Source organism: Oceanisphaera psychrotolerans (genome assembly GCF_001870485.1).
Lineage (GTDB): Bacteria > Pseudomonadota > Gammaproteobacteria > Enterobacterales > Aeromonadaceae > Oceanimonas > Oceanimonas psychrotolerans.
Genome location: NZ_MDKE01000006.1, coordinates 14,754 through 30,187 on the forward strand (window position 1 = coordinate 14,754; position 15,434 = coordinate 30,187).

Consider the following 15,434-nt stretch of genomic DNA (forward strand, 5'->3'; position numbering starts at 1 on the left):
TTTAGTAGTCGGCGCAAACCATCAGATGGTGTTGGTATTGCAGAAATAACGCCGATCTCACAGTCCCATTTGTTTTATAGCTGATGGCTTACGGCTTAAAGCTGCCCTTCCCCCAATACTTCATGTACCCGCGTCCGCAGTGCCGGCAGCTCCTCCTGCTCGAACCAGGGATTCTGGGTCAACCAGCGGCGGTTGCGCGGAGAGGGATGAGGCAGCGGCAACCGGTCGGGGGCAAAGTCTCGCCAGTGGCGTACCGTGTCGGTCAGGGTGCGATAGCGGTTGCCCAGATAATAACGCTGGGCATACTGGCCAATCAGCAGCGTGAGCCGGATATGGGGCAGGGCGGCCAGCAGTTGCTCATGCCAGGCGGGTGCACATTCCGGGCGGGGCGGCAGATCGCCGCTTTTGCCCCGGCCCGGGTAGCAGAATCCCATGGGCATGATGGCGACCACGGCGGGATCGTAGAATTGTTCCCGGCTCAGCTGCAGCCAGCGGCGCAGGGTGTCGCCGCTGGGATCGTTCCAGGGAATACCGGTCTCATGGACCCGGGTACCCGGGGCCTGACCGATGATCAGGATCCGGGCGTCGGGCGCCATTTGTACTACTGGTCTGGGGCCCAGCGGCAGATGGGCTTCGCAGAGCCGGCAGGCCCGGACCCGTTGCAGCAGCCGGTCGAAGTTCTCGCTCATCAGTATCCCAGATTGAAATTCACCAGCCCTTCCATCGGTTTGCCCTCGATGTATTTCAGATAGTTGCGACTGAAACGGGTCACTATCTGATCCGGGAAGCTGTAGCCGGCGTTGTGCGGGGTAATCACCACGTTGGGCATGTCCCACAGCGGGCTGGCGCTCGGTAGCGGCTCGGTGGTAAACACATCCAGTACCGCCGCACCGATGTTGCCATGACGCAGGGTCTGGATCAGCGCGCTTTCATCCACTGCATCGCCGCGCCCCACGTTGAAGAAAATAGCCCCGGGTTTGAAATGTTTCATGCGTTCGCTATCGAACAGGCCTCGGGTCTGGGGGGTGGAGGGCAGTATGCTGACCACTACATCGGCCCTGGGAAGTACCTTGTTCAGGGCCGGGAGCTGGTAGGTATGATCGAAGCCGGGGGCTTCGCGCCCGGAGCGGCTGATGCCCAGCACTTCCATCCCGAAGTGGGCCGCAGTGGCGGCCACCTGCTGGCCGATGCTGCCGGTACCGATGATCAGCATCGTCTTGCCACGAATGCTGTGATAGGGCAGTAGTTGCCAGTTGTGCAGCCGCTGCTGCTCCCGGTAGTGGCGCAGATGACGAGTGAGCGACAGCAGATGGGCAAACACATATTCACTGATCAGGGGGCCGAAGATGCCTCTGATATTGGTGAGCTGGTAATCCTGACGGCAGTCGGGGCTGAGCAACAGATCGACGCCGGCATAGGTGGACTGGGCCCACTTGAGCGCTCGTGCTTCTTTCAACCGTGCGCGAAGCCGGGCCGGCTCGCCCAGCAGGATATCGGCCCGGGCAAGCGCGGCCTGAATCTCGTCCTCCTGTTCCGGGGCCAGTATGGTCAGTCCGGGCAGATAGGCCTGTTTCAGCAGCGCCTGATATTCGGCGTTATCCTGGCTGAGCAGTAACAGGGTATGATTGGCCATACCTTCTCTCCTCAATATGCTTTGTGTGACAGCGTTTTATGCGACAATGGCACAAGCATAAACTTATTTCAGCGTTTCCCGCATAAAGTGTGAGCCCCGGCCGTAAACGGTCAACATGGCCACGGTGCGGTAGCCCCAACCACAAGGAAATATCCGTGTTCGGTGATAAATTCTACAAAAAAATCAACAAGCTGGCACCCTGGCAGCAAACGGTGTTTGCGCTGGCGCTGGCCGAGCGGATGTATCCCAATTATCGGCTGTTTGCCGATACTTCTTCATTCGGCAACGGCGAGCGTTTTCGCGACACCCTGGATGTACTCTGGACCTATCTGACGGTCAAGGGGTCCCGGGTGGATTTGGGTGCCGAGCTGGAATCGTTCGAGGCATTCATTCCCGATCCGTCACGTTTTGAAAGTTACGGGGCCTACCCGGCTCTGGACGCCTGTGTTGCCGTGGGCGCGGCCTATAACTCGGTGATTTGTCGTATCGGAGAAGAGGCGATCGAAGCCAGCGGTGCGTCGCTGGGAACCGTTGCCGGTTTTGCCGAGCTGCTGGCGGAACGGGATTTGAGCGAAGAAGAGCTGTATGAGAATGAACTGATGGCGGCGGAAATGGAGTTCCAGGTGGAGTTGCTGGAGCGGGTAGGCCAGCCGAGAGCGGCCGAAACCATTCTGGCCATCCGGGATTTTGCCGCTCAGGACGGGGTCTCGAATATAGGCATCAGTCTGGAAGAGTAATCGTCGGTATGAGGCGGGTGGATATAAGAGTGTGAAGGGTGAATAGCAAGGCGTGAGGGGAGTGGTTTACCCCTCGCGTCTTCTTATTCGTGCAGCAGGCTGCCGACCTGTAGCAGGGGGGCCACATCCAGATCGTCGGCGTTCATCATCGAGGAAATACGCTGTACCGAAGACAGCAGCAGGTTTTGCTCCCAGGCCTCCAATGCCTGAAAACGCTGCAGAAAGCTGTCTTGCAGCGGCCGTGGGGCCGTTTCGAGTTTGGCCTTGCCATCCTCGGTCAGCACCGCATGCACCTTGCGCTTGTCGGTCTGGCTGCGCTCCCGGCGTACCAGCTGCTTCTGCTCCAGCCGGTCGATAATGGTGGTGGCGGTGGCCTGGCTCATGTGAGTGGCCTGGGCCAGCATGCGCATGGTGATATCGCCATGCTCGCTGATGGCCTGCAACAGCAACAGCTGGGGGCCGGTCAGGCCCGAAGCCTTGCTGAGCTGACGGGAGTGGAGGTCGATGGCTCGGATGATCTGGCGCAGCGCCACCAGCACTTCTTCATGTTTTTCCAAGGTACTCCCGCCGATAGCTGACTGAATTTGCGCGCACCATAGCGTAAATTGACCGCTGTTTAAAGTCCTGCGGGAGCCGGCACATGCTTTAAGCGGTTCTGTCTGGGACAGCCCGGCAATTGTATGTACAATTGGAATCGTTACAGGAGGCCACGTGACTCAATCCATTCCCCTTTATCAGCAGATCAAACAACATATCCTGATTCGAATCGAGTCCGGAGAATATCCATTGCACCAGCAGATACCACCCGAGCAGGAGCTGGCCGAGCAGTTCAAGGTCAGCCGAATGACGGCCCACAAGGCGATTCGGGATCTGGTGCAGGAAGGCTACCTGATGCGTCGGGCCGGACTGGGTACCTTTGTGACCGAGCCCAAGGCCGAATCGCCGCTGGCGGATATCAACAATATTGCCGACGAGGTACGAAGCCGCGGTCACGAATACAGCAATAGCGTGAGAGTGCTGGAGGCGATTCGAGCCAATGAAGAAGTGGCGCTGCAGATGGGGATGCGGCTCAATGCCCGGGTGTTTCACTCGGTGATCGTCCACCTGGAAAACAAGGTACCCATCCAGGTGGAAGAGCGTTTTGTTAATCCGGCGCTGGCGTCCGGTTATCTGCAGTGTGATTTCAGCCAGCAGACTCCCAACGCCTACCTGGTGGAGCATTGTCCGCTGTCGGATCTGGAGCACATAGTTGAGGCACGAATGGCGCCCGTCATGGTCCGTGACTGGCTGCAATTACGGCAAGAGACTCCCTGCCTGCTGGTGACCCGGCGTACCTGGTCCATGCATCAGTTGGTCAGTTTCGCCCGGCTTTGGCATCCGGGCGACAGATACAAGCTGCGGTCAACGCTGAAGCTTTGACCGGCGGGAGCGGGGATTAGGGACTGGATAATGCCCCCAGAATCCAGAATCCAGAATCCAGAATCCAGAATCCAGAATCCAGAATCCAGAATCCAGAATCCAGAATCCAGAATTTTACCGCCACTGACTGAGCTGCAAGTCCAGGCTGTGTTCACCATCGGTCAGCTGGATTTCATTTTCCTGCAGGGTGGCGAACAGATCGATGCTGCGCTGGCACAGCTCGGCCAGCCGAGCCGGTTGCGGATCGTCCAAATGGTAAATCTGCAGCCGCGGCAGCTGAGTCAGTTCGATCTGATGCTTGTTCCACCATTCCTGTGCGCTGCGGCCGCCGTAGCTGTACACCACCACCTGTTCGGCCCGGGACAGCGCCTGCTTGATGCGCTTGACGCTGGGTTCACCCAACTCCACCCATAGCAGGATGCGGCCATCCGGCGATTTCTGCCACAACTCCGGCTCATCGTCGGTGCTCAGGCCCTTGGTAAAGCTCAGATCTTCATCCGCATGGCGCATAAAGGCCAGCAGGCGCACCATCATCCGGGTTTCGGTTTCCGATGGATGACGGGCCACGGTCATGCTGTGTTCTTGATAGTAATGTCGGTGCAAGTCGCTGATATTCATGCGAACTTTATGCAGGGTGGCAGTCAGGGCCATGAGGTCGTCTCGCGTAAAAGACGACATCTTAACGGTAAGCCGCAGTCGGAGCCAGCCCGGCACGCAGAAGCGGCCGGGCGGGGAGGGATCAAGGAGCGATCAGCATGGCCACGGGAATGGCCAGCAGCAGGCTCAGAAAGGCACGGATAAACCATACCAGCACCAGGGTGCCCACTTTCAGCGGCAGTCGGGTGGCCAGAATGCAGGGAATCGACGCCGAGAAGAAGAGTATCGAAGACACACACACCACACCGGCGGCGAAGCGGGCGACAAAGTCGGCTTCGGCCATCAGCAGTGCCGGCAAAAACATTTCCGCCAGTCCCGAGGCGGTCGCCTTGGACAACAGCATGCCGTCTTCCACTCCCCACAGCCAGGTCACCGGGTAGAACAGGTAACCCAGCCAGTCGAACATCGGCGTGTACTTGGCCACCAACAGGCCAATCAGCCCCACCGACATGATGGACGGCAATATGCTGATGGTCATCACCAGACCATCCTTGAAGTTGTCGACCACGTTCTTGCCCAGGCTCGGCGCCTGCTCGGCAATTTCCAGACCACTCTGCCAGGCAATACCCAGACGGTTACCGTTCTCACAGGCCGGTTCCCGGTGTTGGGCCTGGTTATCCAGCCGTGACAATGGCGGCAGCCGTACCGTGATGGCGGTCACCACAAAGGTGATCAGCAGGGTCAGCCAGAAATACTGGTTCCAGATCGCCATCAGCCCCAGGGTCTTGGCCACGATAATCATGAAAGTGGCCGACACGGTGGAAAATCCGGTGGCGATAATGGCTGCTTCCCGGGCCGAGTAATGACCGGACACATAGACCCGGTTGGTGATCAGCAGGCCGATGGAGTAGCTGCCGACGAAGGAGGCCACCGCATCAATGGCGGAGCGGCCCGGCGTGCGCCAGATGGGCTGCATCAGCTTCTGCACCAGGATGCCGATGGCTTCCAGCAGGCCATAACCCACCAGAAAGGCGAGAAACACCGAGCCGATGGGCACGATCAGCCCCACCGAAATTACCAGTTTGTTGAACAGAAACGGCAGCATGTCCGGCGTCTGCAGGGCGGCGGGGCCGGCGCCGGTGAGCGCGAGAATGCCGGCGACCACTCCCAGCCACTTCAGCAGCAGAAAAACGCGATCGGTCAGGCTCTGCTTCCAGCGGCCGGTGATCAGCGGGTAAACCGCCCCGGCCAGTATCATCGCCATGGCATACCAGCCGGCGCCGGCTTCACCCAGGGCGCCGCGCAGCCAGCCCACCATGTGATCCAGCGGTATGCTGGTCTTGCCCTGCAGGCTGATGGGGATGAAGAAGATAAATATGCCAATCGCACTCAACCCGAGCAGCCGACCCACGGCCTTGCCAGGGGCGCTGGATTGCTCCGTAACCTGATTCATAGGAACTCCTTGTAACTGGTGATAAGTAAGCACTGAGGGTAATGAATGACTAATGTATATACAAAATTAAATAAAGTTAATGATGTGTATATTTTTAATGTGGGTTTGGTCAATTTTTTGGCTGATTTGGTTTAAAGGGGTTGCCAGATAAAAAAAATAGGTTTAAATGTATATACAAATAACGCATCAAGGACGCTTTCATGAATCAGTCATCACCTCGCCTCTGGGTAAATGCCTCTCTGTTCGATGGCCTGAACGGCGCCGCCGAGCCGATGGCGGTGGCCGTGAAGGAGGGCCAAATTGCCTGGCTCAAGCCAATGAGCGAACTGAACGCCGCCGATCAATCCGGTTTCGAGTGCGTCGATGCAAAGGGCGCCCTGATGACCCCCGGACTGGTTGACTGCCATACCCACCTGGTGTTTGGCGGCAACCGGGCCGGCGAGTTTGAAGCCCGACTGGAAGGGGCGAGCTACGAAGAGATTGCCCGTGCCGGCGGCGGCATCATCAGCACGGTGCGCGCCACCCGCGCCGCCAGTGAAGACGAGCTGTTCGAGAGCGCCAGGCCCCGCCTGCAGGCCCTGATGGCCGACGGCGTGACCACGGTCGAAATCAAGTCCGGTTACGGCCTGGATGTGGAAAACGAATTGAAGATGCTGCGGGTGGCGCGCCGTCTCGGCCGTGAGCTGCCGGTTCGGGTGGTTACCACCCTGCTCGGTGCCCATGCGCTGCCGCCGGAATACCAGAGCGATGCCGACGGTTACATCGAGCTGGTGTGCAGCCGGATGATACCGGCGGCCGCCGCCGAAGGACTGGCCGATGCGGTAGATGTGTTCTGCGAGAACATCGCCTTCTCGGTCGAGCAGTGCGAGCGAGTCTATGCCGCCGCCAGGGTGCATGGCCTCGCCATCAAGGGGCACACCGAACAGCTGTCCAATCTGGGGGGCAGCGCCGCCGCCGCCCGGGCCGGTGCGCTTTCGGTGGATCATATCGAATATTTGGATGAAGCCGGGGTCAAGGCCCTGGCCGAGGCCGGCACCGTGGCCACCCTGTTGCCCGGCGCCTTCTACATGCTGCGCGAGACCCGGCTGCCGCCCATCGAGCTGCTGCGTCGATACCGGGTGCCGATGGCGCTGGCCACCGATGCCAACCCGGGCACCTCGCCCATCTTCAGCCTGAAGCTGATGCTGAACATGGCCTGCACCCTGTTCCGCCTGACCCCTATCGAGGCCCTGCGCGGCGTGACCGCCCATGGTGCCCGGGCGCTGGGATTACAGGCAGAAGTGGGCCGTATCGCCCCCGGACTGCAGGCCGACTTCTGCCTGTGGGACACCACCAATCCGGCGGAACTGGCCTATAGCGTGGGCCTGCCCCGATTAACGACACGCATTGTTGCAGGAGTGGAAGCATGAAACCGGACATGAGCGCCTGGAGTGGCCGGGTCGATCCCGAGGCCAATACCGCCCGTTGGCATCAAGAGGTGCAGCCGTTCAGCCCTGCGTCCGAGCCGGGCACGACCCTGATCGGTTTTTGTAGCGATGAAGGGGTGCGCCGCAACCAGGGCCGAGTCGGGGCAGCTCAAGGCCCTGCCGCCATGCGCAAGATGCTGGCGAGTCTGGCCTGGCACCAGTCGGCCCCGGTTTATGACGCCGGCGATGTGGTCTGTGCAGGCGAAGATCTGGAAGCGGCGCACCGCGCCCTGGCCGAGCGGGTGGCCGAGTGTCTGGCACATCGGCAACTGCCCATCGTCATGGGGGGCGGCCACGAGGTGGCTTTCGGCTCCTGGAGCGGTCTGGCGCAACACCTGGCGACGCAAGAAGCATGCCCCCGTATCGGGATCATCAATTTCGATGCGCATTTTGACCTGCGGGACCCGGGCTTTGTGGTGTCTTCCGGCACCCCCTTCGCCCAGATAGCCCAGGTCTGTGAGCAAAAAGACTGGCCGTTCCAGTACGCCTGTCTGGGCGTGAGCCGGGGCTCCAATACCCGGGCCCTGTTCGACAAGGCCGAACAGCTGCAGGTACTGACATGGGAAGACAGAACCATGACTCAGAGCCGCCTGACCGAGATGCACAGCGAGCTGGGTGACTTCATCGGTCGCTGCGACCACCTGTACCTGACCATCGATATCGATGTGTTTCCCGCCGCGCAGGCGCCCGGTGTCAGTGCACCGGCCGCCCGGGGGGTAGCACTGGATGTGATTGAACCATTGATTGAACAGATTACCGCCAGCGGCAAGCTGCGGCTGGCGGATTTGGCCGAACTGAACCCCGAGTATGACGTCGATGGCCATACGGCCCGGCTGGCGGCTCGGTTAATTCATACTTTGACACTGTAAGAGGGACCCACCATGTCACAGCAAAATACGTCACAACAAAATACGTCACAGCAAGACAAGCGCCATGCCCCCGGTCGCGTTATCGAATCACCGACCGGTGTGAACAAAGTCTGCAAGAGCTGGCTGACCGAAGCCGCCTACCGCATGCTGCACAACAACCTGCACCCGGACGTGGCCGAGCGCCCCGAAGATCTGGTGGTGTACGGCGGCATCGGCCGTGCGGCCCGTGACTGGAACTGTTTCGATCGCATTGCCGAAGTGCTGACTCGCCTGGAAGACGACGAGACCCTGCTGGTGCAATCCGGCAAGCCGGTGGGGGTGTTCAAGACCCACGCCGACGCCCCGCGCGTGCTGCTCGCCAACTCCAACCTGGTGCCTCATTGGGCCAACTGGGAGCACTTCAACGAGCTGGATAAGAAGGGGCTGATGATGTACGGCCAGATGACCGCCGGCTCCTGGATCTACATCGGCTCTCAGGGAATAGTGCAGGGCACCTACGAAACCTTCGTCGCCGTCGCCAAGCAGCACTTCAACGGTGAAGCCAAAGGACGCTGGGTACTGACCGGTGGTCTGGGTGGCATGGGGGGCGCTCAGCCGCTGGCCGCCACCATGGCCGGGTTCAACTGTATTACCGTCGAATGTGACGAAACCCGTATCGACTTCCGCCTGCGCACCCGTTACGTCGACAAGAAGGCCTACAGCCTGGACGAAGCGCTGGGCATGATCGATGAAGCGAAAGCCAAGGGTGAAGCGATTTCCGTCGGTCTGCTGGGTAACGCCGCCGATGTATTCCCGGAGCTGGTCGCGCGCAACATTACCCCGGATGTGGTTACCGACCAGACCTCCGCCCACGATCCGCTGAACGGCTACCTGCCCCAGGGCTGGACCATGGAGCACGCCGCCGAGATGCGCAAGCAGGATGAGGCCGCCGTGGTCAAGGCCGCCAAGCAGTCGATGGCGGTACAGGTACAGGCGATGCTGGATCTGCAGAGCCGCGGTGCCGCTACCCTGGATTACGGCAACAACATCCGCCAGATGGCGCTGGAAGAAGGCGTGAAGAATGCCTTCGACTTCCCCGGCTTCGTGCCCGCCTATGTGCGTCCGCTGTTCTGTGAAGGCATAGGCCCGTTCCGCTGGGTGGCCCTGAGTGGCGATCCGGAAGATATCTACAAGACCGATGCCAAGGTGAAGGAACTGATCCCGGACAACCCGCACCTGCACAACTGGCTGGACATGGCGCGTGAGCGTATCGCCTTCCAGGGGCTGCCTGCCCGTATCTGCTGGGTCGGCCTGAAAGACCGCGCCCGGCTGGCGCTGGCCTTCAACGACATGGTCAAGAACGGCGAGCTGAAAGCGCCCATAGTGATAGGTCGTGATCATCTGGACTCCGGCTCCGTTGCCAGCCCCAACCGCGAAACCGAAGCCATGCTCGACGGCTCCGATGCAGTTTCCGACTGGCCGCTGCTGAATGCCCTGCTGAACACGGCGGGCGGCGCGACCTGGGTGTCACTGCACCACGGTGGTGGGGTAGGAATGGGCTTCAGCCAGCACTCCGGTGTGGTGATCGTGGCCGACGGCACCGATGCCGCCGCCGTCCGCCTGGGCCGGGTACTGCGCAATGACCCGGGTACCGGTGTGATGCGCCACGCCGATGCCGGTTATGATATTGCTATCGATTGTGCCCGTGAACAGGGTCTGGATCTGCCAATGGTTAACAAGGATTAATGTGATGACAACGCTGACGATCAACCCCGGAAAAATGACCCTGGCCGAGATGCGCCAGGTCTACGAACAGCCGGTCCAGATCAAACTGGCCCCCAGCTGCCACGACGCCATTCAGGCCTCTGTTGACTGCGTTAACCGCATGGTCGCCGAAGATCGCACCGTGTACGGCATCAACACCGGTTTTGGCCTGCTGGCCAGCACCCGTATCAAGCCGGAAGATCTGGAAACCCTGCAGCGCTCTCTGGTGTTGTCCCACGCCACCGGCCTGGGCGAACTGATCAGCGACGAGTTGGTGCGCCTGATCATGGTGCTGAAGATCAATGGCCTGGCCCGTGGTTTCTCCGGCATCCGCCTGCAGGTGCTGGAAGCGCTGATGACCCTGGTCAATCATGAAATCTATCCCTGCATTCCGGGCAAGGGCTCCGTCGGTGCCTCCGGCGATCTGGCGCCGCTGGCCCACATGAGTTGTGTGCTGCTGGGTGAAGGCTCCGCCCGCTATAAAGGCGAAGTGATCAGTGCCGGTCAGGCGCTGGAAATTGCCGGCCTCACACCGATGGCCCTGGCACCGAAAGAGGGCCTGGCCCTGCTCAACGGCACCCAGGTGTCCACCGCCTTCGCCCTGCGCGGCCTGTTCGAGGCGGAAGACCTGTTCGCCAGCGCCATCGTCATCGGCGGCCTGACCGTGGAGGCCACCCTGAGCTCGCGTCGTCCCTTCGACCCGCGCATCCATGAGGTGCGTGGCCAGCAGGGGCAAATCGACGCCGCCGCCGGTTACCGCCATGTACTGGGCGAGTTCAGTGAGCTGAGCCAGTCTCATAGCAACTGCACCAAGGTGCAGGACCCGTACTCTCTACGCTGTCAGCCCCAGGTCATGGGGGCCTGCCTGACCCAACTGCGTCAGGCCGCCGAGGTGCTGCTGGTAGAAGGCAACGCCGTGTCCGACAACCCGCTGGTGTTTGCCGACGACAACGACGTGATTTCCGGCGGCAACTTCCACGCCGAGCCGGTGGCCATGGCGGCGGACAACCTCGCCCTGGCGATTGCCGAAATCGGCTCCCTGAGCGAGCGTCGGGTATCCCTGATGATGGATACCCACATGTCCGGTCTGCCGCCCTTCCTGGTGGAAAACGGCGGCGTCAACTCCGGCTTCATGATCGCCCAGGTCACCGCCGCGGCGCTGGCTTCCGACAACAAGGCATTGGCGCACCCGCACTCGGTCGACTCGCTGCCGACCTCCGCCAACCAGGAAGACCATGTGTCCATGGCCCCCAACGGTGGCCGTCGCCTGTGGCCGATGGTGGAAAACAGCCGCGGCGTGCTGGCCATCGAGTGGCTGGCCGCCTGTCAGGGCCTGGACTTCCGCGATGGTCTCAGGACCACCGAAGCGCTGGAGGTTGCGCGTCAGACCCTGCGTGAAAAAGTCAGCTACTACGACAAGGACCGCTTCTTCGCGCCGGATATCGAGCAGGCCGATGCTTTGCTCAAGGCCAACAGCCTGAGCCATCTGGTACAGCCGGGTCTGCTGCCCAGCCACTGAGCATGAATGCACTGTTAGGGGTATGTGAGGGGTTGCTTGGGCAGCCCCTTTTTTGTTGTCGGTATTGAGGGAACAGGCATGACATGAGCAGGCCATACGCGGGTTGTCCCTTGCCGAAGCTGTCGGGATGGAAGGGTTTGATTGGGTAAAAAGCAACTGATTTTGATTCTTATTTGTTTTAGACTCATCAGCCATTCCATAAGGAGGTGTCAGATGAGAATAACGGTTGGAGTCGCCCTGCTGGCGGTATTGTCCTTTCAGGTGCTGGCCGGGATTCAGGTCACCGATGACAGGGGAGTAAAGGTAGCCATGACCCAGCCGGCCAGCCGGCCGGTGGCGATTTCCACCTTTGCCGCCGATACCCTGGTAGCGCTGGGCGTTGCGCCGGTGGCCGTCACCCAGTTTGGTGAACAGGACAGGCCCGGTTATTTGGGGGAGGCCGTCAGCGGGGCGGTCAGCCTGGGCGCCAGGGGACAACCCAATCTGGAGCTATTGTCCGAGCTGGCACCGGATACAGTGCTGGCGGTACGGCGCTATACCGAGACCATCGCCGGACGACTCGACGCCATCGCGCCCTATGTGGCGTTCGATGATCTGACCCTGTCGGACAGCCTGAAGGCGGTGTCCGACATCGGCACCTTGGTCGGCAAGTCGGATCAGGCCGAACGGCTCAACCAGGATTTCCAGCAGACCCTGAACGAGATGGCCGGGCAGGTAGGGGAGCGGGCCGGGCAGCGCATCGCCCTGCTGGTGACCGCCAGCGAACAGCCCTTCGTCTATTACGATCATTTCCTGCCGGTAGAGCTGGCGACCGCGCTGGGCCTGCACAATGTGGCCGGGGCCAGCCCCGGCTGGCCGGGCAAACTGCCGTTCGGCTTTCGTATGCCGCTGGAGCAACTGCTGGCTGCCGACCCGGATATCCTGGTGCTGTTTCCCAGCGCCCAGCCCAGGGCCTTTGTCAAAAATCCGCTGTGGAAGCACCTCAAGGCGGTGAAAAACCAGCGGGTCTACCTGGTCGGTCAGCACTGGAAAGAGGGCGGTGGCCCCATCGCCCGGGAGCTGATCCTGCGCCAGCTGGGGCACCTGGCCTATCCGGATCTGTTTGACGCACCCGCCGATCTTCCGGCCGACCTGGCATTACATTCCTTTCGATGAAGTCACTTATTTTCGCGCTGATCCTGGTGCCGGTGCTGCTCTGGTGCGGGCTGGCGCTGGGCCGCCTGCCGCTGTCTTCGGCCCAGATATGGGCGGCATTGCTGGGGCAGGGCGAGGGCCTGGCCAGTGTGGTGGTATGGGAGCTGCGCCTGCCGCGGGCCTTGCTGGCCTTTGTGGTGGGCGCCAGTCTGGCGCTGTCGGGGCTGGTGATGCAGCAGGTGAGCCGTAACCCGCTGGCGTCCCCCGGGCTGACGGGGGTCTCCGCCGGTGCCGCCCTGGCGGTGGTCGCCGGTATCCTGTTGCTGAAAGCCGGCGTTAACCTGACCCCCTGGCTGGCGATCATCGGTGGCCTGGGCGCCGGCCTGTTGACCTTGCTGCTGGCCGGAGGCCGGCAGTTGCAGCCAACCCGCATCGTGCTTGCCGGGGTGGCGGTCACCGCCCTGTGCGGCGGCCTGACCACCACCCTGTTGTTGCGGGCGGAGGCGGACGCCGGTGAATTCCTGTTCTGGATGGCGGGTGGCGTGGCCGGCCGTAGCTGGCCTCAACTGCTGTTATTGCTGTGCTGCATGGCGCCGCCGCTGCTGGCCCTGTGGCTGACCCGGCGCAACCTGGAATTGCTTAGCGGTGGTGACGATATGGCATTGAGCCTGGGTCTGAAACCGGCGCGCTGGCGGGCCTGGTACCTGGTGCTGGCCACCGTGCTGGCGGCATCGACGGTGGCGGTGGCCGGTCCCATCGGGTTTGTCGGCCTGCTGGCCCCCCATATGGTGCGGTTCTGCTGGCCGGGACGGCGCCTGCCCATGGGCCTGAGCCTGCTGCTGGGTGGTGTCTTGCTGATGAGCGCCGACCTGCTGGCCAGGCTGCCCGGCACCGCCCAGGAAATCCCGCTGGGGGTGATGACCGCCCTGCTCGGCGGCCCGCTGCTGCTGTGGTTGATGGTGAAGGAGAAGGTATGAGACGACTGTTGCCTTCGCTGGGCTTGCCCCTGCTGCTGGTGCTGGCAGCCTTTATCGCCCTGATACAGGGAGCGGCCAGCGTGCAGTTTACCAACCTGGTGGCGCTGATGGCGGGCGAGGCCGGGGAGCATATCCATCGGGTGGTGATGGACTACCGCATGCCCAGGGTGCTGCTTGGGGTGCTGGTGGGTGCCCATTTCGCCCTGGCCGGCTACCTGCTGCAGCTGATCACCCGCAACTCCCTGGCCGATGCCGGGGTGCTCGGCATTTCTTCCGGCAGCGGGCTGGCGGCGGTGACGGTGTTTGTGGTCATGACCCGGTTACTGGGCCAGGACGCTTCCTATCAGCTGGTGCCGGTCACCCTGTCGCTGCTGCCCTGGTTGACCCTGGCCGGTGGCCTGCTGGCGGGCGGGCTGCTGTGGGCGTTATGGCGCAGCACCGGGCTGAGCCCGGTCCGGCTGGCGGTGGTCGGTGCCACCTGCGCCGCCATTTTTTCCGCCCTGCTGATGGGCGCGTTGGTGCTCTGGGGCCAGGCTACCAGCGAAGTGATCATCCTCTGGCTGGCGGGCACCCTCTATGGTGCCGGCTGGGACAAGGTCTGGGCGCTGCTGCCCTGGAGCCTGGTACTGCTGCCGCTGGTCACCGGCCTGGCCCGCCCCATGGTGCTGCTGAGTCTGGACCGGCAGAAGGCACAGACCCTCGGCTTTAACGTCACCCTGTGGAACGGCTTGATGCTGGCGCTGGCGGTGGCTCTGGCCGCCAGCGCCGTGGCCATGAGCGGGCCGGTCGGCTTTGTCGGCATACTGGTGCCCTGGCTGGCCCGCCGGCTTTGCCCGCAGGGTGTATCGGCCCAGCTGTGGGCCTGCATCTGGCTGGGCGGCTTGCTGGTGGTGATCGGCGATACCCTGGGCCGAGTGTTGATGAGTCCGTTCGAGCTGCCGGTCGGCGTGGTGACCGCCCTGGTCGGCTGTCCCTTCTTCCTCTATCTACTCAATCGCAAGGTATGAACATGCTGGAAATCGACAGGCTGAGTCTGGGCTATGGCGAGCAGCGGATTGTCAACGGCATCAGCCTCGGGCTGGACGCGGGGATCTGCGCCCTGCTCGGTCCCAACGGCTGTGGCAAGAGCACCCTGCTCAAGGGACTCGCCGGCCTGCTGACCCCCGAGGCGGGGGAAATCCGCCTGCAGGGCCGGCCGCTTGGTCAGTGGCCGAGACGGGAGCTGGCGCGCCAGCTGGCATTTATGCCTCAGCAGCCGACGGCGCCGGACGAGATCCGGGTGGAGCAGCTGGTAATGCTGGGCCGCTATCCTCACCTGGGATTGTGGCGTCGTCCCGGCCAGGAGGATCACGATCGGGTGGACTGGGCGATGCGGCTGACCGGGGTTGCGGAACTGGCCAGTCGCCAGCTGCGCAGCCTGTCCGGCGGCCAGCAGCAGCGGGTCTGGATTGCCATGGCCCTGGCTCAGCAGGCGGCTCTGCTGTTGCTGGACGAGCCGACCACCTACCTGGACTGGGGCTACCAGCTGGAAACCCTTGAGCTGCTCAGGGAGCTGAACAGCGAGCAAGGCTTGTCGGTACTGATGTCGCTGCATGAACTGAACCAGGCAGCCCGCTATGCAGACCAGTTGGTGGTGATGCGTGAAGGACGGCTGATTTGCCAGGGCAGTCCGAAACAGGTGCTGAAGCGCGAGCTGATCGCCGATGTGTTCGGTGTCGATGCCATCATTTCCAGGGACGAGGACGGCTATCATTATGCCCTGGCGCGGGGCACGGCCAGGTAGGCGGCAACGGAATTGATAAAAAGTTCAATTTTTAATTGAAACTAAAGGCTTAATAAAAAATAATAAGCAAATATTAATCATTATCATTTGGGTTTTGTTTTTAT

General features: G+C 61.7%; 15 protein-coding genes. 10 read left to right on the forward strand and 5 right to left on the reverse strand.

Annotated elements, in window-relative coordinates:
• Positions 1-95 precede the first annotated feature (95 nt).
• Positions 96-689: a uracil-DNA glycosylase family protein gene (locus BFR47_RS02420; RefSeq protein WP_071471593.1), complete on the reverse strand. Its 594-nt coding sequence runs from the start codon at positions 687-689 to the stop codon at positions 96-98.
• Positions 689-1,633, reverse strand: coding sequence for a D-2-hydroxyacid dehydrogenase (locus tag BFR47_RS02425; RefSeq protein ID WP_071471594.1), 945 nt, complete (start codon positions 1,631-1,633; stop codon positions 689-691). The genes BFR47_RS02420 and BFR47_RS02425 overlap by 1 nt, the downstream gene beginning before the upstream one ends.
• Before the next feature lie 155 nt (positions 1,634-1,788).
• Between BFR47_RS02425 and BFR47_RS02430 the strand changes: the two genes are divergently transcribed.
• Positions 1,789-2,370 carry a YjaG family protein gene (locus BFR47_RS02430; RefSeq protein ID WP_071471595.1) on the forward strand — a complete coding sequence of 194 codons (582 nt, stop codon included), beginning with the start codon at positions 1,789-1,791 and terminating at the stop codon, positions 2,368-2,370.
• An 83-nt stretch (positions 2,371-2,453) separates the two neighbouring features.
• Here the strand turns inward: BFR47_RS02430 and BFR47_RS02435 are convergent, their stop codons facing one another.
• Positions 2,454-2,927, reverse strand: a complete 474-nt coding sequence (locus tag BFR47_RS02435) for a MarR family winged helix-turn-helix transcriptional regulator (RefSeq protein ID WP_071471596.1) — start codon at positions 2,925-2,927, stop codon at positions 2,454-2,456.
• 154 nt (positions 2,928-3,081) lie between these two features.
• On the opposite strand from BFR47_RS02435, the gene hutC reads away from it, so the two are divergent.
• Positions 3,082-3,789 carry a histidine utilization transcriptional repressor HutC gene (gene hutC / locus BFR47_RS02440; RefSeq protein WP_071471597.1) on the forward strand — a complete coding sequence of 236 codons (708 nt, stop codon included), beginning with the start codon at positions 3,082-3,084 and terminating at the stop codon, positions 3,787-3,789.
• A 114-nt stretch (positions 3,790-3,903) separates the two neighbouring features.
• On the opposite strand, the gene BFR47_RS02445 is transcribed toward hutC, so the two are convergent.
• Together BFR47_RS02445 and BFR47_RS02450 are read right to left on the reverse strand one after the other, a co-directional pair.
• Positions 3,904-4,440, reverse strand: coding sequence for a YaeQ family protein (locus tag BFR47_RS02445; RefSeq protein WP_071471598.1), 537 nt, complete (start codon positions 4,438-4,440; stop codon positions 3,904-3,906).
• Positions 4,441-4,528: 88 nt separating this feature from the next.
• Complete coding sequence (locus BFR47_RS02450) at positions 4,529-5,839, reverse strand: YjiH family protein (RefSeq protein WP_071471599.1); 1,311 nt, start codon at positions 5,837-5,839, stop codon at positions 4,529-4,531.
• A 200-nt stretch (positions 5,840-6,039) separates the two neighbouring features.
• On the opposite strand from BFR47_RS02450, the gene hutI reads away from it, so the two are divergent.
• From hutI to BFR47_RS02490, 8 genes are all read left to right on the forward strand, one after another.
• Positions 6,040-7,248 carry an imidazolonepropionase gene (hutI, locus tag BFR47_RS02455; protein WP_071471600.1) on the forward strand — a complete coding sequence of 403 codons (1,209 nt, stop codon included), beginning with the start codon at positions 6,040-6,042 and terminating at the stop codon, positions 7,246-7,248.
• Positions 7,245-8,174, forward strand: coding sequence for a formimidoylglutamase (gene hutG, locus BFR47_RS02460; RefSeq protein ID WP_071471601.1), 930 nt, complete (start codon positions 7,245-7,247; stop codon positions 8,172-8,174). The genes hutI and hutG overlap by 4 nt, the downstream gene beginning before the upstream one ends.
• Before the next feature lie 12 nt (positions 8,175-8,186).
• Positions 8,187-9,899: a urocanate hydratase gene (hutU, locus tag BFR47_RS02465; protein WP_071471602.1), complete on the forward strand. Its 1,713-nt coding sequence runs from the start codon at positions 8,187-8,189 to the stop codon at positions 9,897-9,899.
• Positions 9,900-9,903: 4 nt separating this feature from the next.
• On the forward strand, positions 9,904-11,436 hold the full coding sequence (gene hutH / locus BFR47_RS02470; RefSeq protein ID WP_071471603.1) for a histidine ammonia-lyase: 1,533 nt from the start codon (positions 9,904-9,906) through the stop codon (positions 11,434-11,436).
• Positions 11,437-11,649: 213 nt separating this feature from the next.
• On the forward strand, positions 11,650-12,591 hold the full coding sequence (locus BFR47_RS02475) for an ABC transporter substrate-binding protein (RefSeq protein WP_071471604.1): 942 nt from the start codon (positions 11,650-11,652) through the stop codon (positions 12,589-12,591).
• Positions 12,588-13,547 (forward strand): FecCD family ABC transporter permease, encoded by a 960-nt coding sequence (locus BFR47_RS02480; protein ID WP_071471605.1) that lies wholly within the window; start codon positions 12,588-12,590, stop codon positions 13,545-13,547. Before BFR47_RS02475 ends, BFR47_RS02480 begins: the two co-directional genes overlap by 4 nt.
• On the forward strand, positions 13,544-14,554 hold the full coding sequence (locus BFR47_RS02485) for a FecCD family ABC transporter permease (protein WP_071471606.1): 1,011 nt from the start codon (positions 13,544-13,546) through the stop codon (positions 14,552-14,554). Before BFR47_RS02480 ends, BFR47_RS02485 begins: the two co-directional genes overlap by 4 nt.
• Positions 14,555-14,556: 2 nt before the next feature.
• The gene (locus tag BFR47_RS02490) at positions 14,557-15,330 is read left to right on the forward strand and encodes an ABC transporter ATP-binding protein (protein WP_071471607.1); all 774 of its coding nucleotides are present in this window, start codon (positions 14,557-14,559) and stop codon (positions 15,328-15,330) included.
• Positions 15,331-15,434 lie beyond the last annotated feature (104 nt).

Excerpts from the sequence above, each read along its gene's own strand:
- BFR47_RS02420 (WP_071471593.1), bottom strand. The coding sequence starts at position 689 with ATGAGCGAGAACTTCGACCGGCTGCTGCAACGGGTCCGGGCCTGCCGG.
- BFR47_RS02425 (WP_071471594.1), bottom strand. The coding sequence starts at position 1,633 with ATGGCCAATCATACCCTGTTACTGCTCAGCCAGGATAACGCCGAATAT.
- BFR47_RS02445 (WP_071471598.1), bottom strand. The coding sequence starts at position 4,440 with ATGGCCCTGACTGCCACCCTGCATAAAGTTCGCATGAATATCAGCGAC.
- BFR47_RS02450 (WP_071471599.1), bottom strand. The coding sequence starts at position 5,839 with ATGAATCAGGTTACGGAGCAATCCAGCGCCCCTGGCAAGGCCGTGGGT.
- hutI (WP_071471600.1), top strand. The coding sequence starts at position 6,040 with ATGAATCAGTCATCACCTCGCCTCTGGGTAAATGCCTCTCTGTTCGAT.
- hutG (WP_071471601.1), top strand. The coding sequence starts at position 7,245 with ATGAAACCGGACATGAGCGCCTGGAGTGGCCGGGTCGATCCCGAGGCC.
- hutU (WP_071471602.1), top strand. The coding sequence starts at position 8,187 with ATGTCACAGCAAAATACGTCACAACAAAATACGTCACAGCAAGACAAG.
- hutH (WP_071471603.1), top strand. The coding sequence starts at position 9,904 with ATGACAACGCTGACGATCAACCCCGGAAAAATGACCCTGGCCGAGATG.
- BFR47_RS02475 (WP_071471604.1), top strand. The coding sequence starts at position 11,650 with ATGAGAATAACGGTTGGAGTCGCCCTGCTGGCGGTATTGTCCTTTCAG.
- BFR47_RS02480 (WP_071471605.1), top strand. The coding sequence starts at position 12,588 with ATGAAGTCACTTATTTTCGCGCTGATCCTGGTGCCGGTGCTGCTCTGG.
- BFR47_RS02485 (WP_071471606.1), top strand. The coding sequence starts at position 13,544 with ATGAGACGACTGTTGCCTTCGCTGGGCTTGCCCCTGCTGCTGGTGCTG.
- BFR47_RS02490 (WP_071471607.1), top strand. The coding sequence starts at position 14,557 with ATGCTGGAAATCGACAGGCTGAGTCTGGGCTATGGCGAGCAGCGGATT.